General features: G+C 35.7%; 19 protein-coding genes. 8 read left to right on the top strand and 11 right to left on the bottom strand.

The genetic code is table 11. From position 1 onward, the window contains the following. Positions 1-10 precede the first annotated feature (10 nt). The 3 genes from PQ459_13885 to PQ459_13895 are packed head-to-tail and all read right to left on the bottom strand — an operon-like array spanning position 11 to position 6,916. Positions 11-2,515, bottom strand: coding sequence for a prolyl oligopeptidase family serine peptidase (locus PQ459_13885; GenBank protein WDF45989.1), 2,505 nt, complete (start codon positions 2,513-2,515; stop codon positions 11-13). Further along, positions 2,502-3,899, bottom strand: coding sequence for a RagB/SusD family nutrient uptake outer membrane protein (locus tag PQ459_13890; protein WDF45990.1), 1,398 nt, complete (start codon positions 3,897-3,899; stop codon positions 2,502-2,504). The genes PQ459_13885 and PQ459_13890 overlap by 14 nt, the downstream gene beginning before the upstream one ends. Positions 3,900-3,910: 11 nt before the next feature. Further along, positions 3,911-6,916 carry a SusC/RagA family TonB-linked outer membrane protein gene (locus PQ459_13895; GenBank protein ID WDF45991.1) on the bottom strand — a complete coding sequence of 1,002 codons (3,006 nt, stop codon included), beginning with the start codon at positions 6,914-6,916 and terminating at the stop codon, positions 3,911-3,913. A 639-nt stretch (positions 6,917-7,555) separates the two neighbouring features. On the opposite strand from PQ459_13895, the gene PQ459_13900 reads away from it, so the two are divergent. From PQ459_13900 to PQ459_13910, 3 genes are all read left to right on the top strand, one after another. Continuing rightward, a complete protein-coding gene (locus PQ459_13900) occupies positions 7,556-7,807 on the top strand; it encodes a helix-turn-helix transcriptional regulator (GenBank protein WDF45992.1) in 252 nt (83 codons plus the stop codon). 782 nt (positions 7,808-8,589) lie between these two features. Further along, complete coding sequence (locus PQ459_13905) at positions 8,590-11,169, top strand: sensor histidine kinase (protein WDF45993.1); 2,580 nt, start codon at positions 8,590-8,592, stop codon at positions 11,167-11,169. A gap of 12 nt (positions 11,170-11,181) precedes the next feature. Continuing rightward, complete coding sequence (locus PQ459_13910; GenBank protein WDF45994.1) at positions 11,182-11,568, top strand: hypothetical protein; 387 nt, start codon at positions 11,182-11,184, stop codon at positions 11,566-11,568. Between the two features lie 57 nt (positions 11,569-11,625). Here the strand turns inward: PQ459_13910 and PQ459_13915 are convergent, their stop codons facing one another. The 4 genes from PQ459_13915 to PQ459_13930 form a co-directional block, all read right to left on the bottom strand. Beyond that, positions 11,626-13,128: a DUF262 domain-containing protein gene (locus PQ459_13915; GenBank protein ID WDF45995.1), complete on the bottom strand. Its 1,503-nt coding sequence runs from the start codon at positions 13,126-13,128 to the stop codon at positions 11,626-11,628. 2 nt (positions 13,129-13,130) lie between these two features. Further along, entirely contained in the window at positions 13,131-13,751 is a 621-nt protein-coding gene (locus tag PQ459_13920) for a hypothetical protein (protein WDF45996.1), read from the bottom strand. After that, positions 13,738-15,309 carry a DNA cytosine methyltransferase gene (locus PQ459_13925; protein WDF45997.1) on the bottom strand — a complete coding sequence of 524 codons (1,572 nt, stop codon included), beginning with the start codon at positions 15,307-15,309 and terminating at the stop codon, positions 13,738-13,740. The genes PQ459_13920 and PQ459_13925 overlap by 14 nt, the downstream gene beginning before the upstream one ends. Positions 15,310-16,099: 790 nt before the next feature. After that, positions 16,100-16,525, bottom strand: a complete 426-nt coding sequence (locus tag PQ459_13930) for a very short patch repair endonuclease (protein WDF45998.1) — start codon at positions 16,523-16,525, stop codon at positions 16,100-16,102. Between the two features lie 458 nt (positions 16,526-16,983). Between PQ459_13930 and PQ459_13935 the strand changes: the two genes are divergently transcribed. After that, entirely contained in the window at positions 16,984-17,385 is a 402-nt protein-coding gene (locus PQ459_13935; GenBank protein ID WDF45999.1) for a hypothetical protein, read from the top strand. Between the two features lie 704 nt (positions 17,386-18,089). Here PQ459_13935 and PQ459_13940 read toward each other — a convergent pair. The 4 genes from PQ459_13940 to PQ459_13955 all read right to left on the bottom strand — a co-directional run bounded on the left by PQ459_13940 (position 18,090) and on the right by PQ459_13955 (position 23,053). Beyond that, positions 18,090-20,195, bottom strand: a complete 2,106-nt coding sequence (locus PQ459_13940) for a DNA topoisomerase 3 (protein WDF46000.1) — start codon at positions 20,193-20,195, stop codon at positions 18,090-18,092. A 69-nt stretch (positions 20,196-20,264) separates the two neighbouring features. Then, a complete protein-coding gene (locus PQ459_13945; GenBank protein WDF46001.1) occupies positions 20,265-21,713 on the bottom strand; it encodes a DUF3945 domain-containing protein in 1,449 nt (482 codons plus the stop codon). A gap of 98 nt (positions 21,714-21,811) precedes the next feature. Continuing rightward, complete coding sequence (locus PQ459_13950) at positions 21,812-22,093, bottom strand: helix-turn-helix domain-containing protein (GenBank protein ID WDF46002.1); 282 nt, start codon at positions 22,091-22,093, stop codon at positions 21,812-21,814. 504 nt (positions 22,094-22,597) lie between these two features. Beyond that, complete coding sequence (locus PQ459_13955) at positions 22,598-23,053, bottom strand: MFS transporter (GenBank protein ID WDF46003.1); 456 nt, start codon at positions 23,051-23,053, stop codon at positions 22,598-22,600. Positions 23,054-23,402: 349 nt separating this feature from the next. On the opposite strand from PQ459_13955, the gene PQ459_13960 reads away from it, so the two are divergent. The 4 genes from PQ459_13960 to PQ459_13975 all read left to right on the top strand — a co-directional run bounded on the left by PQ459_13960 (position 23,403) and on the right by PQ459_13975 (position 24,750). Beyond that, positions 23,403-23,798 carry a PAS domain-containing protein gene (locus PQ459_13960; GenBank protein ID WDF46004.1) on the top strand — a complete coding sequence of 132 codons (396 nt, stop codon included), beginning with the start codon at positions 23,403-23,405 and terminating at the stop codon, positions 23,796-23,798. Between the two features lie 225 nt (positions 23,799-24,023). Next, positions 24,024-24,203 carry a histidine kinase dimerization/phospho-acceptor domain-containing protein gene (locus PQ459_13965; GenBank protein ID WDF48727.1) on the top strand — a complete coding sequence of 60 codons (180 nt, stop codon included), beginning with the start codon at positions 24,024-24,026 and terminating at the stop codon, positions 24,201-24,203. A 19-nt stretch (positions 24,204-24,222) separates the two neighbouring features. Further along, the gene (locus PQ459_13970) at positions 24,223-24,483 is read left to right on the top strand and encodes a sensor histidine kinase (protein WDF46005.1); all 261 of its coding nucleotides are present in this window, start codon (positions 24,223-24,225) and stop codon (positions 24,481-24,483) included. Positions 24,484-24,489: 6 nt separating this feature from the next. Further along, on the top strand, positions 24,490-24,750 hold the full coding sequence (locus PQ459_13975; protein ID WDF46006.1) for a response regulator: 261 nt from the start codon (positions 24,490-24,492) through the stop codon (positions 24,748-24,750). Positions 24,751-25,481 lie beyond the last annotated feature (731 nt).

Genomic DNA, 25,481 nt, shown 5'->3' on the forward strand with positions numbered 1-25,481 from the left:
GGGAGCATTTCTACTTTGTAATTGGATCGATCCAATCTGCAGGTGGCTTGTTTTTCAAATAATGTTCAAACCACTGCCAAATTTTAACATTAAGATCCAATTGGTTAGGTGGTGAGAAAACATTGTGGGTCTCGTTAGTATACTCCAATATCACCGCCTTTTTCTGCAGCCTTTTCATCCCTAGAAAGAACATCTTGGATTGCGTGGCAGGTACGTTTTTATCTTTTAGCCCAGACCAAATTAAAACCGGGATGTCGATCTTTTTTATATGGAAAACCGGAGAGTTGTCCAAATAGGTATTCCAGCTGTCAAATACGTTGTTTTTCATTCTCATCTGATGAGTTTCTGTCCTCATATAATTAGGCATAGACATGACCTCAGATTGACTGAAAGCATGAAAGACCAGATCAGAGATCATCACGCCTGCTACACCGGTTTTAAAATATTTGGAATTGGTCACTGCCAGACCTGTCTCATAGCCCCCATATGATAGACCAACTACACCAATATTTCTATCATCGACCGAAGCCAGCGACTTGGCAGTATCAATACTTTTTTCCAAAGAGGTGACAACACTGTTTTTAACGTTGGCGATCTCATGTTGAAGATCAGGCAGTAGAACAATATAACCATTCATCAGGTAATGCATGTAGTTGAATCCTATTCTTGTATTTAAATAAGGCGGCACAAAAAACAGTAGATCACGAGATTGCTGTTGATAGATATTGACGATCATAGGATATTTCTTCTGTCTGTCGTAGCCTTTGGGAAATAAAAGTGCAGCATTGGCTTCACCATACCGTGTTTCATACTGATAGATCTTATACTGGATATTTTCGAGACCTTTTCTTTCAGTTTTCATGGATTCATATACCACCGTGTACTTCCCTTTGTCAAATTTTGTCAGTTTGAATGGTTCCATAGCAAACTGAGAAGTTAAAAATAGTCCATCTCCATATCTTAATAACTCCTTGTAATGACCCTGCTGATAGTGGTGGGTTTTATTTTTTTTGTGTAGATACGTCGCAAACCCGGAATCATAGGATCTTTTATCGAGAAGGTTGAATGTGATCTCTTTGTCCAGGTCTATTTCAGCAAATTTTACGCTCCAGGACGATTTTGGATATTGACCCGCAGGAATTTTCAGTTCATATTTGATCTTTTTATCACGCCCGCTCGTGATCTGTTTCATTTGATGGGTTTTGAGATCTACAATATAATAGTCAAAACGGTCGGAAAGCATGAGGGAAGATCCACCTTTGATTTTGATCGGCATGACGGCCGGAGCATCGACCAGGCCGTTATCCCTAGGATTTTCCCAGCCATCCATCTTCAATGGCAGCAATTCGTGAACTATTCCTGTCCTGATGTGATGGCACAGCCATCTTTTGTTTTCGAAGTAAATAAATTGTTCTGTGCTGCGGTCCCAAAAATAATTGCCGTCATCTGCCCTTTTTTGCGGAAATACCCGGGAACTTTTACCATAATCCAAGATCAGATTGAGGTCAAGAATCACATTTTGCTGTTCTTCCACAACATCATTACTTTGATCATATACAACAAAGTCTCCTTTGTCATTTAAAAATCTATAAACAGGAAGATGGTCGCTCTGATCAGGTCGGTAGTCCCATCGTTTTTCTTTTATATTATAAATACCTAGATGATGGTTTAAAAAATGATCCTTACCATTCCTGTTTGAGTAGGTGATCTTCATTTCCGGATCCTCCCTGGCATTTAATTTACTTTTTAAATACATAGGAAAGATAAAATGTTCGCCTTCTCTCAGTTCAAAATAGGTATTTATTGCCGTGGCAAATTCAAAGGCCTCGGGGCTCATTATTATTTGTTTTGTCAGATGGTCTGAAGGCAGATCAATAATGTACAGTTCTACTTTTGATCTCTCAATATCAGCACAGTAGATCCTGTTATTGTGAGAAAAAATCCATTGGACACCACTGTCCAGTTTGTACCTTTTTGATTTTTGATTCTTAAGGTCTCTAAAGACAATATGGTTCCCGGAAGCGTAGATCAACCGATGGCCGATCTCATCTAAGTGGTAGGACCTGATTCCGTTTTCCTTCCATAAGACCTTCCCATCATCAGAAACTAAAAGCAGATCCTTTGAGCTTGTATTATATAAAACCACCTGTCCAGATCGCTGTGCAAGAGTAGAACTGTAATTGCCTGCAATATCTTTGTTTTGACCATTTTTCAAATTTAAGAACCGACTGTGGTTGTTGTTCTGCATCAGAATTACATCGTCCCCGAGGAATTGATATTTAACGTGCTTATCTAACATTGTTCCTTTGCTGGATCTTATATCCACCAGTTCGTCTTCATCCTTACCATAAGTATTGGTATGCTTTAATACTACATATTGGCCGTTTGGGCTGGCTGTCAACAGGGCTGTTTGGTAAAATTGTTTGTATAGGGCGGTCAAGCTGTCTATATTCTGAGAATATCCCAACCCATAGATCAATAGCAGACCTGCTATATATATTCTAATAGCCTTCATTTTGTGGATTTAGGTTTGGATTTAACAGAAGTTCTTTTTCGGGCAAAGGAAGAAACCTGAAGTATGGTTTCCATCCTGGTTTCTTCGGAGTCATGACGATATCCAGAATATCATGCTGTCTGAGATCATAGAACCGATGGCCGAATTCCGTGAACAGCTCTATTCTTCTTTCCTTGATGAGGGCGTTGATCAGCGTACTCTGATCTGTAACAACTGCCAGCGATGTCAGGCCTGCCCTGTTTCGTATCTTGTTTAGGTCGGCGACAGCCAGATCATTTTGTCCTTTATAAATATGGGCTTCAGCCCTGATAAGATATAGTTCTTCCACCCTGAGGATGACGGAATACTCTAAAGAATTGGTGCTTGTAGAATACTGCTTGTATTTAAATGGATAATAGTAGGTTTTGTTCTGCGAATCTGTCTTTTGCCCGATCCACGCGGATCTCCTTCCATCACCAGGCTCAAGATCATTGATGAAATCCTGGCGGAGTGCCACATTCGTCGGTGGTGCTGTATTAAGAATGAAAACATTGGCTTGATAGGTATTGTAGGTTGAACCAAATGGCAACAGTTGCCATATGCTGCCAGAACCGTCCTTTAGAAAAACTTTGTTCAGGTCGGTCTCCATTTTATACTGGGGATTACTGATCACATTACTGGCATATTGCACGGCAGCATCCCAATTTTTTTCATAATAGGCAATTCTTGCCAATACCGCAAAGGCCGCCATTTTAGTGGGATAAACTCTGTTTCCTGCTGTCAAAGTTTCAGGTAGTAACGGTATTGCGGCTTGCAGGTCAGACTGGCATTGGAGATAAACCTGAGTAATGCTGCTTTTACCGATCGTCTGGTTTACCTGATAATCTGTAGAATTTACATAGGGTACAGAGGCAAAGGACTGAACCAAATACAGATGCAGTATCGCTCTGAGAAAAAGCCCCTCTCCTTTTAGCCGGTTTCTTACTTCTGAGCTAAGGCTTTCAGAATTTTCCACCCCTTCAATGATCGCATTGATGTTATAGATCTGCGAATAGGTGCTCGTCCATAAACTACTGACTTTCGTAGAACTGGCCATATGGCCCAACTGATAAAAGACCGAGACATCGCTCGCGGGAGCAGCATAGGATTGAAGTTCGTCCACATAGGCACCCAAAATAACTTGAGCGCCGCCCGAAGAGCCTGATAAAAAGCCCGACTCTTCCATAGAACGGTAGATACTGGCCATTGCGGATCTGGCCAATTGGTCATCTTTAAAGACCAGATCTCTGGTAATTTGGTTTTTAGGCAGTCCGACATCGGTAAAGCTGTCACAGCTTTTGCAGAGCAAAAGTGAAACGATCAAAAGGCTTAAAAGAATGATATTTTCTATTATTGTACTTTTCATAATTGTGCTGTTTAATAGGTTAATGAGACTCCGAAGCTGAGAACCCTCAGCGGACCACTGTATCCCGGAAGGAGAAACTCCGGACTGCTGCCTTTATAGTTCGAGAACACGAACAGATTCTGCCCGCTCATAAATATTTTAGCTTTGGACCTGGCCTTGTCTGTTGTTGAAATATTATAACTGAGGGTTGCATTTTTAACCCTTAAGGTGAAGGAATCTGAAACGGTCGCATCACTGTTGATGAAAAAAGTACCCGCCGCAGTGGCTGCCGTATTGTATCCAGCACTTGGTTTTTGGAATTGGGCGTCCGGATTCTCCGGTGTCCAGTAATCATTGAAGATAGCGGGTCTATTGGACATCGAACCGATGCTACTATATTGTGTATACATGTTGGACTGGCTTTGACTGACGAACTGTAATAACAGGTCGAAACTCCAGTTCTTGTACTGAATGCTGTTCTGTAGACCTCCATACCAATACTCTTTGATCTCTTTGCTGACGACGCGGTCAGCGGCATTGATGATGCCGTCCTGATTGGCATCAAGAAAAGTGTACAGACCTGTGACGGGATCGATGCCTGTGTACTGGTATAGCTTGACCAGAGTGGTGGCCTTTCCTATCTCAAATTTGTTGGCATAGGTGGACCTTTCAAGGTTTGGAAATTCCATCAGTTTGTTTTCAGGCAAGGTGAAATTGAGACTGGTGGTCCATTTCCAGTGATCACTCTGGATATTGACCGACTGCAGCGACACTTCAAGACCCCTGTTTCTGACAGTGGCATCCAAATTAGCCTGAATGCTGCTGAACCCTACCGTAGCAGGCATTGGAATACCGACCAGCTGATTGGAACTGATGTTATGGTAATAACCCACATTCAGATTCAGCCTTTGCTTGAACAGTCCAACTTCTAAAGCGGCCTCAAACTTACGGGTCTGCTCCCAGCCGAAATTTTTATTGTAAAGCCGCTGTGGCAACAAGCCTGAAGAACCTCCATAGGATCCGCCGGTGGACTGGTACGTATCATAATATTGATAGTCCCCGATCTGGTCGTTCCCTGCGACCCCATAGCTGGTTCTGAGTTTTCCAAAACTCAGCCACGACCACCCTTTAAATAGGTTCTCTTCTGAAAAGATCCATGCAGCGCCGACGGCCCCAAAATTCGCATACCTTCTTTCAGAACCAAATCGACTCGACCCGTCACGCCTGCCTGTCAGGTTTAAAAAATAACGTTTGTTATAACCGTAATTGAATCTGGCATAAACGGCTTGGTAGCGGTACAGGGATTCATAGGCATTTGGGGTGGTAACGACGGCTGCGGCACCAATATTGGTCAGCATTTCATCCGATGGGAAATTAGTGCCCACAATGACCAGATTGTCAGATTTCTGTTCCTGCAATGAAGCACCTACCAATGCTGAAAATTGGTTTTTCCTCCATTTCTTTTCATAGTTGAGCTGCGGTTCGAGGATCCAGCTCTGGTTCAGCTTCTGCCCTTTTCTTAAGGAAGAATTGCTGCTTCCAATATTGCTGGACGGATTGTAGGTGGTCTTTGGAAAGATCTTCTGATCATTAGTGTTGTAATTGCTGTAACCGCTGTTAAGGTTCACACTGAATCCACCTCCAATGACATAGCTTGATGTGACATTGGCATTCAAACTTTTGGTTCTGACCGAATAGGTCTGTGTGGCAGGCCCCATTGGATTGGTAAAGGTATTGTTCTCCCAGTTGATCGCATGGTTGGCACTGTAAAGATCGGGCGCATTGGGCGCCAGCGTTGCATAGACCGCATTAAAATCGGTAGGCGGCAGGATATTTTTTTGTAACGCTGCAGTCCCATTGAAAGCGATCTGAAATCTTCGGTCCGCACTGCTGTGGCTAAGGTTGACGCCAAGGTTATTTCTTGTGTAGCGGTAACTCCCGGGAAATATAGTGGTCTCTTCATTATGTCCCCCGGTAATTGAGAATTGCGTATTGCCGCTGCCACCGGACACACCAATCTGAACATCCGAGTATTCAGCGGTGTTTCCCACAAAGTATTTTTGCCAGTCTGTATATTTTGTCGGACTCCACACGCCATTGATGTCATAGGCATTGGAAGGGACCGCTACCCTGTCATTTGCGAAAGCATGTTTCCGCATCGCCGTGTATTCTTCAAGATCCATCATTTTGGGGAGGTTGGTCATTTCTCCAAGCCCGTAACTGGTTCTCAGATTGAACTCCGTCCTGTCCCTTTTTCCTTTTTTTGTGGTGATCAGAATGACCCCATTGGCTCCTTTACTGCCGTAAATGGCGGTTGCATCGGCGTCTTTGAGAACCTCCAGAGACTCGATCTCATCCGGATTGATGGAATTTAAAGGGTTTGTTTCACTGTATGGAAGGATGTTGGCGGACATCCCCGTGCTGAAATCATTGATCTGAGGCAGAGGAACACCATCCACAACATATAACGGTTTGTTTCCGTCATAGCCGGTGGTCGTAAAGCTTCTTAAGCTGTTCCTTCCCCTGATCTGCACATCAAAGCCGCCTCCCGGGACACTTGAGTTCTGGGTGATGCTGACACCCGGCATTCTGCCTTGCAGTGCGGAAAGCACATTGTTGACGGGCTGGTTTTCTATGTCTTTTGCCGAGACTTTGGCGATACTACCGGTTCTTTCCTTGTCTTTGACCTTGTAGTAGCCTGCATTGAGAATAACTTCTTCGATTCCCTTTACATTTTCCTTTAAACTGATATTGATGACTTTCTGATTGTTGGCTTTGATTCGCTCTTCTGAATAATCAGGGTGTCTGAACACTAAGATGGGATTTTCTGCTGAAACCTGTAATGTATAGGTCCCGTTTTCGCTGGTGGTGGTTACCTGATCACTGCCCTGTTGGGAGATGGTTACTCCTGAAAGAGGCTTGTTGGATGAGGTTACGGTACCGGAAATGGTGCGTGTTTGGGCTTTTGTGTTGGTGCTGACAGCGGTCAGCATAAGGCCAAAGAAAATACCTCCTATCTTGTAATAGGAATTTTTCATAGATTTGTAAAAGGTTTTTTAATTGTTCAGTAATTACTAAGCTTTGCTCTTTCCCTGTAGGTGTGCGAACTGATGGGAAAGGGCTTTTTTGTTTTTTTGTAATTATAGTAGTAGATTCATTGATGGATAAAAACTTTCCTGATGCCCTTTGGTGTGAAAAAGGACTGGTGAGGTTCTATAAGCAGTGACCGCAAGGCACCGGAAAGAGTTTGATATGAATGAAATCTGTGTCCCGAGTGAGCTATTGAAAGCCTCAATAGGTTGTACCCTCCTATTGTATCGTGTAGTCTGATACTATGTTTTAGGAAGCGGGCTTAGATTTTAGTGTAGAGAGGAAGCGAACTGCATAAAAAAAAGACGGCGTGGGACTCTACATTATCCAATTCGGGGTACTGGTATACCTTTGACACAGATAAGAGAGCCCACGCCTAGGTCGTGAGCTTTCTGCTTATCATCTCGTGTCTATAAGTACCAGTTTTCGAATTGAGATTCTAAGCAATAGCTTCTAATATTCTTTGAAGTATCGCAAAGTTACATTAATGTAACATATGTCACAAATATACTTAAATTTTTCGATTTAGGTATATATCCCCAAAAGATTTTTTTAAAAAGTCAAGACTTTAGCCAAAATGCTTGTAAATGAATATCACTGAAGATTTTTTGAAAGAAATTGGTAAAAAAATTTTTGAAATTAGAACAAAGAATAAACAAACACTGGACGATTTAGAATTTTTAACCGGAATAGATTCAAGTGACATAAGTAAATATGAACAAGGAAAAATAAATCTTACAATTAGAACACTTGTAAAACTTTCGCAAGCCTTAATGATTCATCCACAAGATTTATTAAAATTTAATTTTGATTTCGACCACTATAAAAAAGATATTTAAATATTAAGTTCTAACGAGAGTTGGATTTTTTATTTTAGACAAAAAGAAGTACTTTTAATCGTTATTAAATTTGACTAGCAACTACAGTTAATTGGTATGCTTCAGATTAACCCACAAAATGATTTAATGTATAATATTTTTTGTTGAAATTGTCAGTCATACTTTGTTGATAATTCAACGAGAAAAGATTAGTTGGCTACTATATAAAATCTCAGCTAAGAAATAGAACTGAGAAAAATATTATGTCGGGAAATAATATATTGACAATTAATTTTTGAACAGGAAAGTATAATAATATCTTGAAAAAATTATTCTACAGGCGTTTAGGTTTTGAATTACCTAATCCGTATATTAAAAAGCCAAATTACGTGGGCATTGATTAAATTAATAATCTTACAAATTACGATCTAGAATGGCTTTTTGCTTTTGAAGACATACAAATAGTTCTAGAAGTTGGTACAAGTGGGTCATTAGACTATTTTGTTTTAAATGGTTCCTGCTTCACATTGGAAAATAGTACAAGAAAATTATTATCAATACAAAATTGACATTCATTTTACTGAGTTAATGTCAAAATTTTAATAAGAAATACACTTTGTTGACAGCTATCTGGAATACCTAGAAATTGACGGGTAAAAAAAATTGTTTGTAAATTTTATAAATATTTAGTTGTAGCTTTAGATGATTTTAAAAGTAAAACTTGTATTTTAAAAGAATTAAAATAATCTTTATATAATGTTGATTAATTATTTATGGAGATACTTATAAATAATAATAATAATATGGATAACGAAAATTTACATTTTAAAACAAATATCCAGATAAAAAGTATCATTGGTAAGGATTTAATTAATGATGACAATATTGCTATTTTAGAATTAGTGAAAAATTCTTTCGATGCAGATGCAAAAAAGGTTACTATCTCATTTTTAAATATTTTAAATAATGATGATGAGTATTCTACTGAACTTAGTAATATGGCCTCCAAGATTATTATTAGAGATGATGGTGTCGGCATGGATTTCCTAGACATTCAAAATAAGTGGCTAAATATTGCCTATTCAGAAAAGAAAGAAAACGCATATCAATTTAACCGTACAATGGCTGGTGCAAAAGGAGTTGGAAGATTTTCTTGTGACAGATTAGGAGAATATTTGAATGTCTACACAAAAACAAAAAAAGAAAATCATTTTTTAAAACTTCAAATTGATTGGAAACTTTTTGAAGTTAATGACATAAACAAAGAGATCGGTGAAATAAAATTAAAATATTTCTATCTATCCATAAGTGAACTTAAACAAAGCGGTATTAAACCATTTGATCACGGAGTAGTTCTAGAAATTGTGAAATTAAGATCAAAATGGGTTAGACCTAATATAGATAGAGAGGGAAATTTTATAGGTTGGAATACAGATAAGCTTACCAATATTAAAAAATATTTAGAAAAACTTATTAACCCCAATCACGCATTTGAAAAAAATGATTTTGGTATATATATTAGTGCGCCAGAATTTGAAAGAGAAAACAGTTTAGAAGAACCGCATAAAAAATTTATTGGGAAAGTTGAAAATACAATTTTTGAAAAATTAGATTTTCAAAGCACAAGTGTTGAAAGTACTTTAAATGGAGATGAGATATGTACTGAATTGAAAGATAAGGGAGAAATCATCTTCAGAATTCGGGAGAAAAATGAATTTTTCCCTCTTATAAAAAATGCAAAGATAACTTTGTATTATTTGAATCCGTATGCCAAAGCTTTTTTCACTAAACAAACAGGTATCAGAGCTGTTGATTATGGATCAATTTTCCTATTTATTAACGGCTTCCGTATACCACCATATGGTGAATATGGAAATGATTGGTTAGGCATTGATCAGCGAAAAAATCAAGGATATGCTAGATTTATTGGTTTAAGGGAATATGTTGGACGAATTGAAATCACCGACAGTGAAAATGATTTTCAAATAGTATCTAGTAGAGAAGGGATTGTTCGTAATGACAGTTTTAATTCTTTAACACTTCGAGAGGATAATAAAAGTTTTTTCTTCAAAACTTTACGTCGTTTAGAAAGGTATGTAGTTGATGGTCTCAATTGGGATAGCATACCAAAAGAAGATAAAGATTCAATAAGTTTGATAGAAAGAAAAATAATCTCTGGCGAACTTACTGATGAAGAATTAGAATATCGTGAAGATATCAAAACTAAGAAAAGAAGGGTATATGAAAGTATACACTCAATTATGGGAGCAAAACCAGAAACAGTCATTGAAATCTTCATAAATCAAGATTTAATATTAGATAAAATAGAAGAAGAAAAAGAACAATCAGAAAGAGAATTTATAAAGATTCTAGAAGATTTCGAAAAACATAAGATTGATACTGATACATTAAATAGGATTATTCAGAGAAAAGCAGATAAAAATAATGAAATAGACAAGGAAATTTTTAATTTGACGAAATATAATACTGATGCTGTAACATCTAAAGCGATAATTGCCCTCCAAATCCACCGCGATAAATTGAGAGAGCAAGAAAGTATTATATCTAATTTAAAAATAGATCTTGAAAATTTGCAAAAAAAAGATAGGGAATCTAAACAAAAAGTTGAAGAAGCAAATAAAGAATTGGAGGAGACAAGATCTCAAAATTTATTTTTAAAGTCAATCAAGTCTCAAGAATTTGATGACGTTTTAAATCTGATGCATCATATTGGAATTTCAACAGGAACAATACAAAATTATATTAAGGGAGTAATTTTTAAAATCGATAACAATTTAGAAATTCCAAATTCAGAATTAAAAAATGTATTTTCGAAGCTAAATTACGAATTGAATAAAATTTATTCAATATCTAAATTTGCTACGAAAGCAAATTTTAAAATAGAAGCTAAAGATTCAAATTTAGATTTAGTCTCATTCATTGAGCAGTATCTAATAAATGTCGTAAAACCATTTATGTCGAATATCATAGAGTTTGAAATTTCCGCAGGCGAATTGAGTGCGTTTAACACGACGTTTAAACCTATTGAAATGACTATTATACTAGATAATTTAATAAATAATTCCAAGAAAGCGGTCACTGCAAGATTGGGAGAAAAAGAAAATGGATATAAACCTAAAATAGAAGTTCTATTAATAAATAAAAATGTTGATCAATTTCAAATTAATGTGAGAGATAATGGAATAGGTATTAAAAGTGAAAATTATAAAAGGATATTTGATTATGGCTTCACAACTACAAATGGTTCAGGATTAGGGCTTACTCATATTCAAGAATTATTAGAAAAAATTGATGCATCAATTTTACTTAATGAAAACTTTCAGAACGGCGCAGAATTTATAATAATATTTAACAAAAGATAAAAAAATAAAACCATGGATAAATTTACTATTTTGATGTATGAAGACGATTTAGAATATAAAGATTCATTCGAATATAATCTCCAATCAAAATTTTTAGTAAGAGGTTGTGAACTTGTAATTGATCATCGAGTTAATGGAGACACAATTGAACAAGACTTAATAGTTAGTAATCCTAATCTTATTATGATTGATCACGATTTGGGCACATTAACTGGAGAAGAAATTATTGATATTTTAGATAATATGCCAGAATTTACAAAAGTTTTACTAATATATTATTCTGGGGGCGAGTCGCTTGATGACTTAATTGAAAAAACTAAGAAGTATAATTGCCATATTCAATGCTATACTAAAGAAGGCGACGATTTAGAAACTGCAATTCTTAAAATGGTCAGATAATATCAACATTCTGAATTTCCATAAAAGCCTCATTATAAATGAGGCTTTTGAATGATTTTATTCTTTCAAGATACTATGATTTCTAAGATTATATATTTTTATAATTCCTTCTTGATAAGTTATAATTAATTTATCATCAGCTTGGGCGAAATCACCTAATCCAGTAAACCAAATCCTGTAATCTCCTCTTCCATTTGATCTGTAGAGTGAGATAGTGGTTGGCATTTCAGAATTATCACTTACAAAGACTCCTTCTAATTTTACTTTATTATCCTGACCAAGTTCTTGATTCTCATAATTGTGAATTCCTTTGTCTTTCAGAAAATTTCTTACGACTGATGTTGCATCGATGATATTTTTAGACAAACCAGTTTTAGTCGGAATAATCAACACTTGATCACCCTCTACTGTTTTTGTAGTGGTAGATTTTATTTCTGTTTTTTCATTTTCATCAAAAAGTGATTTTAAAACAATATCCTTAATAACCTTTGCTCTATGTTCTCTAGCCGCCAGTTCATGACTTCCTTGTCTTGCTACCTCAAAATATCTTTTTTCATCGTTTGAGAGAATTTCCATTTGATCCTCGCTTCCATCAAAGTAAATATCAACCTTTTCTTCTAAGTCAAGTAAATAATATTCTAATTTGTCAAAATTAATTTCTTCAAATTTTAAATTTTGAAATTCAATAATTAATGTAAATAAATTTGCTTTATTAAACCAATAACTTTCTTTTGCAAGTTTTAAGTTATTAATAATTTTTAAAGAATTTATAAATTTTTGTAAAGGTTCATGAAAGTTTGCAAACTCAGAATTATATTGCTCTAAATAACTATTTATCCTATTATTCCTTCCAAAATATTTACCATCTAAAATCGTTGAAGTAATAAGCATAATATATTGAGAATCAAACATCCTTTTTATATCATTTTCTTTAAATACATTATGCTCAAAAAGAAAATCAATTACAAAATTTCGTTCTTCGTCGCTAATAATTACATCTGTAATTGCTTCACTAACTTCTAAATTTTTATCTACAAGCTGTTTAGCAAACATTGCAAACTCTCCATCGCCGAATTGTGCATTTAATGTTTCATTACTATTCAAAGCATAGTTTGTACTATTAATTCGCTGAAAAATCTCTTTGATATTTGACATCTCAATATCCTTCAAATCTTTCACTGATACAGGATAATTCAAGAATTGCCTCTTTGCGTCAATATCAAGGTTTTCAAATGATATAAGTTTATTTTGATTTTTAAAATCGTTTTCACCTTTAATATAATCAACGATTGTTGTCAATCGTTGTTGTCCATCAACAACAACTTCCTGTGATAGTAATGTCTTGACATCCATTGCTATACTCGCAATATATACTTCCGGAAATGGAAAATTCATTAAAATAGTTTTAATAAATTCGTATTTATGCTGTTTCTTCCAAACTAAATTACGTTGAAAATTTGGTGATGGTGATAATTGACCTGAATGTATTTTATTATATAATTCAATAATCTTAAATGAATTTGAAGGAATGCTCTCTTTAAGTTTATAATTTAAATCCATTATTATGCTATTAAATTTAGATGAATATTTTGAATGTTTTGTTTGTGATATATTTCAAAAAAGTACCAAGATTTATATATTTCAATATTTACTTTTCTCCCATACTGCATTTGATACTTACTTTGTACTCCCTCAATTTCTTTTGTTAATTTAAAATCTACAGGAAAAAATCTTGAAGCCAACCTTCCTTTCAAAAAATACTTCCCTAGATCTGTTCTTCCTCCCCAATTTTTTACGAATTCAGCATTATAAAAATTTGTATGATTAAAAAGATTTTTCATTTCCTTATCAAATAATTGAGATGAAATAACTGCTATATCTAAATCAGATTTTTCATTTGTATTGTCTACATTAAAATTATAATCAAACTCTCTATAACGATAGAAACCTGGTTGGTTAATTTCAGGTTTCAAGCTAAAACCAAGCTTTCCAGAACCAACAATAACAATATCCCTAATATGAACATTTAAAATATTTGCAATATTCCTTTTAAATTCAAATTCTGTTTTTTCCGGGAATATTTCTTTAAAGAAATATGAGTCACCCTCAATAATATATTTTTGAATCACTACATCGTGAGGTTCGTTTATACAAGCTATTTTGAAATCATCAATTGAGATCATTTAATTGTTTTTTTATTAAAACACCAAGATTAAAAGCTAAAAGAGGTGGTACTGCATTACCAACTTGAGAATACTGTGGCACTTCGTATTTTCTCAAATCACCACCTGTAGTTACTTTAGACTTAAACTGAAACCAATCCGGAAAAGATTGGATCCTTGCCATCTCGCGTACTGTTAAAGTTCTCGTTTCATCGTAATGACACATATCGTCGGGAATAGTAAGTTGTGCCGGAGCAGGATAATTTTTTCTTAAGGCTCTTTGACTTCTTTTCTTAGTTTTTATAGTTTTTAACAAATTTATAAAATCTTTAATATTTTCCAGCAATCTTTCTTCATATATTGATAAATCAACATTAGGGGCAAAAAAGAAAAAGTTTTTAATTTTGTCAAAAAAAGGTTCTAAAATATTCTCTTCATATTTATCTATAGTGAGAAGCCTATAAAAATCTTTTTTATAATTTGAATCAATATTTTCTAAAACCTGATAAAAGCGGAATCTTGCTTGAGTAATTAAATTATGTCTTCTTTCCTCAAAATTTAAAATTTTTTCATAATTAAATTCTTTAAAAAATTTGTTATTTAGGTTTTGAACATAATTTGAAGGTGCCGTATTTTTTTTTGATAAATCATCAATGGCGAGTGATACTGAAATAAATTCTGATTTTGAATTTGTAATATTTGGTAATAAAATACCATTGAATAGCTTCTTTTCTTCTTCTATATCAAAATATTTAAAATCATCAATTTTCACCTCATTAAGATTATGCCTATTCTGTCTAACCTTTTTACTGAATGATTCTGATATTTCGAATATTTTTTTACTATCCTCATCATTATATTTAGTACGCAGTTTATCAAAAATATCTTTTCTATAAGCAAGCAAAATAAATCGGGGTCTACTTTGAGGAACTCCAAAATATTTTGAATTAAGCATCATACAAATTGGAACATAACCTTCTAAAACAAATGCTTTCGAAACCTCTAACCACGCGTGATATTTTTCTTGGTTTTCTAAAAATGGAATCGTAATACCTTTAACATTTTCTAACAGGACAACTTTGGGCTTAACTAATCCAGCAAATTTAGCAAAGGACAAAGGCAATAAATTTTTTTCGTTATCCTTTTCCCTTCTACCTGCTAAGCTAAAACTTTGACATGGCGGACCTCCAGATATTATGTCGATATCTAAATCTTTTAATGATTTATATTTTTTAGATTTAATTATATAAGATAGTAAACTGTTTATATCTCCAATTAAAAGCTTACCATCTAAGTTTGAAGTATTAGTCAGATCGCTATATGGCTTTTTTCCAATAAATGGATTTTCATTTAGTCGAGATTTCAGCGATTTGTGAGAAAATCCACTATTAATCCAAAATGTTTTTGCGATTACTTTATTATCTTCAATTAATTTAGCGATGTCTTCATCTAAAAAATTATAAGCAAAAGTCTGCCCAGCCATTGGCGAAATTTCATTAGCGAACAATAAATCAAATCCAGCTGATTTTAGTCCAAGACTCATTCCACCACATCCAGCAAACAGTTCAATATGCTTCATACCTCGTATATTCTCAATTTAATAAACCGTAAAAATACGAATAATAAAATTCTTTCAATATAGAGATTTGCACTAATTGAAGAACTTTAAAATTTTTATCAAACAGCATTAAATCTATACTATTAAATACTACTCTGACAATAAAAAAAACTCTTTTATAAATCGATCCACATTACTCAAGGCTTCATAGTATGAATATCTAATTATTATATAATTGCGTATGAAATTTGTACAACCCACTATTATGATAACATTTAGTTAAAATTGTATGTTAATTAATTTAGTAGGTTTAGATTTCACAGTACTTTAAAAATCAAAGCTTGATAATGATATCAAGTTTGTGGTGCACAGCTGAACCTCGCTTTATATACTGCAATGGCAACTGACCCTTTTGTGCCGGATCTTAGCTACAATTTAACAGGTAAGCTTGCTTTCCTTAAGATACGGTCGACTACATTCTCAAAAGCTCAGAAGCTATATAGAATAGATCCGATCTAAGCCATTGTATTCAATGAAAAAGACAATTTAAGGTATCAGGAGAAATACCTTGACGTAACAATATATTATTGGTTCAATTGGATAGGTGTCAAATTCAAGATGGGAAGCCAAGAAACTACAGTGCCGCCACTGCATGGAGTATGGCCATTGATTTGCATAAATTCCTGCAATACCTTAAAACTTGCCCGATCCATTATTATCAGCAAAGGGTCAACGACTATAAAAAGAATGCATAAGGAAGCTATGTTTGCGACATTAGAAAATGAGTTTTCGCAAAAGTAATATAATTTATTTAGGAATAGCTTTCTATAAAGGACTTGACTTGGAAGAGGCAACTTGTCAGGTCTTTCTTAATGTTATGCTCCCAAAACCTAAATACTGTATATCCCATTTCTTGCAATGCAGCAGTATTTTCAAGGTCCCTTTCCATATTCCGTTCTATTTTTTTGATCCAGTATTCAGCATTCGATTTGATACGGAGCTTCTTCTCCTCCCAATTATAGCCGTGCCAAAAGTCCCCGTCAATGAAAATGGCAACCTTATACTTACGTAAAACGACATCTGGCTTTCCTGGAAGCTTCGACACATTAAGCCAGTAACGCAGCCCTTCCGACCATAGTGCCTTTCTAAAAATGATTTCTGGTTGTGTGTCTTTTCCCTTTATTTTTGACATTAGCTTCGAACGCTCTAGTGTTGTATTAAAAATATACTTTGCCATAGACAAGATTTGATCTTGACTATTAGATACAAAAATAATGTCAAAATAATTTAATAATCAATATTAATTTATGAATAGGAATTTCAAGATTAGATCTTACTAATAACTCTGTGTAATTTCCGCCAATAATTTTTGTAGCTAATTATCATTTTCAGTGGTTCCAGATCATCCGTTTTATGAAATCCTTTTTGGTAGGTTGTGTCATAACTTATCAACTTTTAATTTGACTCACTGCTCAAAGTGGCAATTTATTCTTTGCAATTCATCATTATAACTATTAGAAACTAAAAAAAGTTTAGGTAAAATTTGTACCGTTTAATTTTTATTTTAACTTCTATTTTGGTATACTTTCCAGCAATGCCCTTTTTATGGTTATTTGAAATAGATCAGCCAGATTATATTAATATTGCAGATTAAATAATTAAATTGTAAATTTACTTATCTAAAAAAATTCTTCCATGACACCTACAAAACAAGGCCAAATTGTAAAATTTCATACCCCATTAGAAGATGAAAATCCAAATCAATTATATGTAGTTACAGATATTTTTTTGGACAAAGAAATTCCCGTAGCTTCAATTCAGGCTTTAGGTACTGGTCTTTCTTTTCCACCTATTTCTAAGGTAAAGTTAAAGGATATTAATGTTGAAGAAGTAGAAACTGCAGATTTGATAGGGACCAACGTTTGCGTGCTAGACGACAAAAACCAACAGTTTCAGGGTAAAGTAATTTCTGCAAAAGATGAAAAAATACTTCTTGACATGGATGAAAAGGATGGAATTGTTTTTACTAACGTTTGGTTATCTATTGCTGATTCTGAGGGGAATCAGCATTCCGGGAATCTTTTGGTTAAAGCATAAACATTAATAGTGAGTATTTCTACTGATCATTTCTAGTCTTTTATAGTTCCAGTGTCAAGGAGTTTTCTCTTTTCCAATAGATAGGTAGATTCTTTACCCATTTATTTGAGACTTTTCAATAAAATACAGAAAAATAAAAAATCCGCTTTTAAGAAACGAAAAAATCAAACTTTTTCCTACTGCTTTAAAACGCTGAGTTATTGGTCTGGATTTAAAATAATAACAAGGTATGTAGAGAAAAATGGAAAAGGTTTATGAAAGAACCTTTATACTCTCAAGTTAAAGAAGTATTGACGAAAAGTAGATATGAAGATATTAAAGAATATTAATTGGAATAGGTTGTTGAGGATAATTTGCGTGTTATGTGGTGATAGAGTCAATCTGTTTTTCGTTTTTTATTATTTACTTCTGAGGTATTCATAGCACAATGATCTCGCAAATACATAGTTATGACAGTATTCTGTGAACAATTAGTATAGATTTTTTAAAAAATTTACAATAATAATTCCTTAAAGATCTCCTAAGCCAGTTGTCAGAAGGTTAATGACATGATTCAGAGAGTCAAATGTTTTCATACAAGAATATCTACGGCAATATAAAGGTTGTTTTTTGTCATTACATTGACAAACTTGACAAATAATGGAAACGCTCTGTCATTAAGTAAATAGAGTCTTTACATTAATATTCCAATGCCGTTTGCGATTTCATTTGCGTCGTACAGGAAACTCAAATGAGGCGGTGAAATCTCCCTTAATTGTGATGTAGGCATCAAAGCTTTTGCCGTTTTTGCTTCTCATCTTTTTAATGAGCGGGGTTTTTCTGTCATTTATTAGTGAAGTGATCTGATCTATGCTTAGCTGTACCTCGCAAACATTTCTGAACTGCATCCAGTTACATTGTTCATCAGGGCATTTGATGATCTTGTCATTGATGATAAGGTTTTGCTGCTGGCATTTAGGGCATTTTAGTTTGGGGATATTTTCCTGCGGGATGGCTAATGATAACAGTTCTTTGGTAATTTCTGATGTATAGTCTTTGATATCAGTGATAAATTGTTTTGAATCAAGTTCGCTTTTTTCGATCTTGTTCAATGACATCTCCCACTCTGCGGTCATTTGTACATTGCCTATCTTTTGGTCTTTGACTAGACTATAGACTTTTAAACCTTTTTCGGTTGGTACTAAAGCTTTATTTTTTCTGACAATGTAGTTCCTGCTCAGCAGGGTCTCAATAATGGAAGCTCTGGTGGCTGGTGTACCGATCCCGATATTTGATAGTGCTTTCTGAGCCTCTTTGTCTTCAGTTGATCTTCCTGCATTTTCCATTGCTGACAACAGATCTGCCTCACTGTATAGCTTGGGTGGTTGGGTTATCTTTTCTAGTAGCTCAGCTTGGGAGATCTTCAGCTCATCACCGATTTTCAATTCTGGCAGGTCAATGAGTGTTTCTACGTCGTCATTGATGTTATCATTGCTGTTCTGCTCTGAAAGGACTCCCTTGATGGCTCGCCAGCCTTTAGTCAGTATTTTTGAACCTTTGATGCTGAAGTCATAATGATGAACTTTGATCGTGATATGACTGACCTGTTTGCTGCAATGTTCTGAAAGGGATTCCAATAGACGATAGGCGATCATATCATAGATGGCTTTTTCAGTTGCTGTGAGTGCAGACGGGATTTTTGTAGTGATCAGTAATCCGTGGTGATCAGTTACTTTGAGGTCATTGACCATACGCTTGTTAAAATTGCCGAACTTAAGGGTGGAGATGGCGGGTTTGAATTTATCTACGGTATTGAGAATTCTGACCAGTTCCGGGATCTCTGCCCAAAGGTCTGCGGGAATATATTTGCTGCCGGTTCTTGGATAGGTAATGAATTTCTTTTCATAAAGTGACTGTGCGGTCTGCAAAACCTCATCGGCTGACATACCGAGCTTTCTGTTGGCCTCCTTTTGAAGTTCTGTCAGGTCAAAAAGTAAGGGCGACTGCTCCTGAATTGTTTTAACGGATATATCTTCTACAGTAGCTTTTCCCTCCCGCTCAATGGATCTTATAATTTGTTCTGTTTGCTTTTTGTCATCCCATTGTTCATTGGATTGACTGGTGAAGTCCAGGTATTCTTTACGGTGCTTTAACTGGATCTGAAAGTATTTCTTTTGGGCGAAATTTTGATGGTCTTCGAATCTTTTGCAGATCAAAGCCAATGTCGGGGTCTGAACCCTACCTAATGAGTAGACATCTTGGTTGGCGGCAATGCTCAATGCTTGTGTAGCGTTGATACCGACCAGCCAGTCGGCTTCGCTTCTGGCCTTTGCCGCTTTATATAAACCGTCGAATGCTGAGCCTGGTTGCAGCTTTTTGAAACCGTCCTGTATGGCTTTTTCAGTCAGGGAACTGATCCACAGTCTTTCTAATGGTTTTTTGCATTGGAGATAGTGGTAGATGTACCGGAAGATGAGCTCTCCTTCCCTTCCCGCATCTGTAGCTACAATAATGCTGTCGCATTGATCGATCACATTTTTAATAATTTTTAATTGTTTGACTGCTGAAGGATCAGGTTGGTAACCTTTGTTGTTTTGCTTTTTGATGGGTCTTGGGATCAATAGGAAGGGATCGGGAAAGATAGGCAAAGAGGCTTTGTCAAAGCCTCTTATGCCATAATCTTCCGGCATTCCCAATGACACCAAATGGCCTAGTGCCCAGGTTACGCAATAACCATTGCCTTCGAGGTAACCGTCTTTTCTTTCGTTGGCATTTAACAATTGAGCGATCTCTCTTGCAACACTGGGCTTTTCTGCGATGATGGCTTTCATAGGATTGGATCTATTGTGGTTGTAACTGTTTTTGTTGATCAGGGTGGTTGTTTAATTGTAGTTGAGTAATTACATCTTGCGCCCTCTGGATCTGACCGGTTTCTTCTGCTGGGCTTCCTGTTGCTTATTTGCAGGCTGCTGTTGTTTGGGCTCCAACGGTTCTTTGAGATTCTTGGTGGCCTCATTGGTCTTGCCATCTGAATTAACTGCCTTTTGGGTTTTATGGTCTTCTGAAGGCTGGGCTTTTTCCTTTAATTTGTTGGGGTTGGTAAAGGAGAATTCTGTCTTTGCGGTTTCCTTGTTGAAGGTGATGTAGCCTTGATAGGCTTTACCTTTGCTGTCTTCGAGACCGTCCACATAGACCGTCTGCCCTGCTTTGAATTTGTCATATTGTCCATCATCCAGTTCTTTTCCTCTGAATACTTTCGGGGCTTCCCCATCGTTTTTTTGAGCTGGGAGATTGGATTGATCCTGTTGTTGGGATTGTTGCTGGTTTTGGTTGTTATTAAAGATAAATTCTACATAACGCTTGTCTGCGTTGAACTGTACTGTGGCATCGAAAGGTTCGCCTTTTTTGGAGATCATTCCTTCAAGATAAAGCGGTTTGCCTTCCAATAGGGTCTGTTTTTGGTGGTCATCCAGCTTGATCCCTTTGATTTCATCGGGGACCTTGATGTATTCTGCCCTATAGGCGACGAGTTCATTGGTGAGGCGGTCACGGCTGATCACGGATGGGATGATCTCGTCGGTCTTGGGATTGACAAGGTCTACTACTCTGCCCATATTTCCGCTTTCTTTAAGGTTTTTCTTGTCTTCCTCGGTAAACTCGTGACCAAGGAACTTGAGGTTGTAGTTAGGTTCCTTCCGAATACCGTGCAGGTTAACGGCGATCTCGCCATTGTTTGCTGTCTGTAGTGATAGCCTTACATCCATTTTACTGACCGCTGTTCCCAGATTAATGGTGATGGGAATTAGGTTATTGGTCTTGAACCCCCTCAATAGAGGATCAAGGGCATTCATCTTTTCAAGCTTTTCCTGATTCAGCCCGAATTTTTCCATTGTCTTCCAGTCGATCTGCTCTGGCTGGAAGCGGTACTCCTGAGTGTCTGTGTTGTTTTCCATTGTACTATGATCTTTTAATTGGTTTGTATTTTTTGGCAGCATCTCGTATGCTTTCAATACTTCCTTATCTTCGGGAGATGCGTTATTAACATATTGCTGAAGGTCTTTTGCAGTGCTGATCGCATCATATTCCGAGACCTTGAAAAAATTGAATTGAGAAGGGTTCTTGAGCTGCCGGTAGAAATTGGAGAAGAAGTTGGAGAACAGGTCACCGTGCTTATCGACCCGGATCAATTGTTCATTGTCCTTTGTTTCTTCTGGTGGAAGCTTTTGCAGATTTCCATCTTTGTCCAAGCCTTTGACCATCTCGATCTTGTTGGTGTCTTTGTCCAAGACCAGCAGTGTATCCGATACCGGCTTGATCTCACTGTTTTTATTTTGTACTATTTCTTCCATCACAACTAATTTTGATGAAGCGAAAATAAAAGCAGATATTGTCGATCTTTGAATATGGTTTTGGAGAGGCTGCCTTGGCTTTGAATGTCTCTGTCCTGTTAAGAACTTAAACATTCTCTGATCAGCTGATGGACATCGGACAGCTTGTAGTAAAGCTTGCCACTGATGGTATAGTACGGCAGCTTTTTGTCGGTGCGGTAGCGTTGCAAGGACCTTGAACTGATCTTTAGCAGCTGCAATACGTCCTGATTGTCAAGCAATACTTCGCCGTCGATCTCAATGTATTTGGATTGGCTGGATGACACTTGTTCCTTAAGGATGTCGAATCGTTCCATGATTCTTTCCATCCATGCTATAAATTCTGTTCTTTCGGTATTCATAACGGTGATTTTTGATGTTAATAATGATTTGAACAGTTGATCAACTTTTAATGTGGTAAAGTTGAAGAATGCACATCACATAAAATCACTACCTTTTCGTAGTACCGAAAAGATTTTTCCTTTAGAAATGAAGATATTTTTGAAAAGATCGATATTTACAATAAAAAAGAAATATGATGGGATTTATTGAACAATGACTTGACAAGATCAATCCTTTCTCAGCATCATCTGGGCGATACTGAAGCAGCAATCCCAAGGATCAGAAAAATAATGGTGTATTGATCCATTTGAGATAAAATTTTATTTAGTGATTAAGAACACGATGCCTTCAAAGATCAAACTTCCTGCATTTTTGTCGAGTATATATTTAATCCGTGTTCTTACTTGGATAGAACAAAATCAGCAATATCCCCCCCAGTTTCCCGAGCAATTAGATCAGGATCGTAGTTTGGATAGGCAAAGTGTTCCATTGATTTGCCATCCAGCCATTCCTTATCCATTTTTCTATTTAAGCAAACGGGCATCCTTTTTTTTGTATTGTTTGGGAGAAACTTCTATTGCGATGGCATCGGCACTGGCATCCTGTACAGAAGCAAAAATACTATGCACAAAAAAAACAAGCGTTAATAGATTCAATTCACTAACAGGATCACTTATAAAAAGTAACAGCAAAGATGCGATAAAAGCAATAACTTGCGTAAGAATCAGCCAATGCTTTCTGTGACCTATTACCGAATATTGGTACCTGTCTATGACAGGCCCCCACAAAACCTGTAGAATCCAGGGAATTCCGACAATAGCAGCAAATGTACCTATCAACTGCGGTTGTAAACCCTTTGATGCAAGAAAATTGCAGATGGCAGTAGTGGCAAATCCAGCAGGGATTCCCTGCATCACATACAAATAGAAGAATGTAAAATACCGCACGGTGCGGCTTTCATTCAGCGCAGGAAAAAACATAAATTATTTAATTATAACGATGTTAAAGCTACTGAATTTATACATAGCAAAAATTGATGCTATGGATCTTTTTTATACGATAAGTAATTATTAATAATTTACGACTATAACAAGGTGATTATACAAACATAATGAATTATATATTGCTCTACATTCTTCAAGCTATCAATTCTGCGAGTTCAGGTATTATAATAACTGACAACCTGCAACCTGACAACCCAATTATATACTGTGACAAAGCCTTTGAATAATTACCGGTTTTAACCATCAAGAGATCGTCGGCCACAACTGCCGTTTCTTACAGGCACAAGATCGTACCCAGGAAGAACGCTGACTTATTAAAGATGCTGTGAAAAATGGGAAGCAATGTAAAGTGGAAATTAGAAACTATAGAAAAAATGGTTCTTTGTTCTGGAATGAACTTATTATTTCTCTGGTGAAAGATGGCAACGGAAATACCACTAATTTCATTGGAGTTCAAAATATTAGTGAAAGGAACAAATTTGAAAGTGAGCTGCGTGCCGAGAAAGATTCTATTGAGAAAAAGATTGAATTGCGCACTAAGGAATTAAACGAAAATGAGGCCTTTCTTTCCAGTATAATTCAGACGGTCAGGGAAAGTCTACTGGTTTTAAATGCAGAATATAAAGTTATTAGTGCAAATAATCATTTTTTAAACTCCTTTGAGGTCACTGAACAGGATACTGTTGGAAAAGTGCTGTTTGAGCTTGGCAACCACCAATAGGATATTGATGCCTTAAAAATACTTCGGACTAAAATTTTACCTACGAACAATCCGGTTATCGATTTCGAAGTTGAACATAACTTTTCGTACATAGGTCGGAAAATAATGCTGGTAAATGCTTATCGTGTCGAATTTGAGGGTCAGTAAAAGGATAGGATATTGATTGCTATTGAGGATATAACAGATAAAAAAGAAATTGACATGCGCAAGGATGATTTTTTGTAAATCGCCAGCCACGAGCTTAAAACACCATTGACTACAATAAAAGGTTTTGTGCAACTTCTTGAAAAGATGGTGCCTGAAACAGCTTCGGAAAAATTTATTTCCATTTTAGGTAAAGTCTCACTTAATGTGGAACGGCTTAATATTCTGATCTCAGAACTTTTGGATACTTCTTTTGTTTGATGCCATTGAAAACCTCTCTTTGGCAACCACAGAATATAAATTAAATGTTACAAGTGATACGCAAGCAACAATTTCAGGAGATGAAATTCAAATATCACAAGTGATTAATAATTTGGTATCAAATGCCATAAAGTATTCTCATGGAGCAGATAAGGTGGAAATATACTGCAACCGCGTCGGCGATTTTGTTAAAGTTTTTGTGAAAGATAACGGCATGAGCATCAGTCAGATAGATAATTCTAAAATATTCGAAAGATTCTTCAAATTGAGGGATATTTAAACAGAGATGAGCGAAAAGAAAATAATGATATACTACGGCGATACAGGAATCCTGGATGTATTGGAGATAATGCTTAAAATCGAAGGCTATACTGTATTTATTGAATGTAATAGTACAAATCTAATAAAAGAAATAAACCTCAAAAAGTCAGATCTTTTACTTATGGACCTGTGGATGCCTGTGGTGTCTGGTGATCAGCTATTAAAGACTATAAGAGGCACAAAAGGACTAGAAAATTTACCAGTTCTATTCTATCAGCTAGTGTAGACGGTGAGGAAATAGCAACAAATGCAGGTGCAGACGGCTTTATTTCAAAACCTTTTGATATGGATGATGTCAATGCAAAAATTAAAGATGCACTGGACTTTTGATAGTTATTTTACAGTAAAATTTAAAAATTTGGTAGCGTTACTTTTAAAATATTACATTTAAAGTTTTGACAATATTTAATCTATACAATACCTGCACGAAATAATTTATTTGAGTTTAGCAATTGCTTACGATTATGACCAGGCATATTTTTTGAATATTAACAGTATCTATTCATAATAGATTAAATTTTCTACTTTTTAGAACAGGCAATTGCCTGTTCTTTCAATATGATATGAATTGTAAAGTACATGCTATCATTGTGATTGATTCATGCCGGATAAATCTAATCAATTTAATTTTGCAAAATAAAACTTGTATTTGTTGTTAATCATATCAACGAAAAGGAGAGCAAAACTCTGTTTTTCGGTTTTTTAATGATTAATCATTAAATTACCAATGATATTTAATATGTACGATAAGGTTCTACAACATTTTATTGAGCGCTTTAATAATTTTGGATATGGAAGTTATGCAACATTTTCTAAAATCTGTTTTTATTCCTGCAGAAAAAAGGCAACCAAGAACAGCTATCGCAGGAATTCTACTAACTGATCGAGTCTATTGCATGAAATTTATTCTGTAAGGGACATTTTGCTGCATATGTGGAGTAAAGTTATCACAGTCTT

This window comes from Chryseobacterium sp. KACC 21268 (assembly GCA_028736075.1).
Lineage (GTDB): Bacteria > Bacteroidota > Bacteroidia > Flavobacteriales > Weeksellaceae > Epilithonimonas.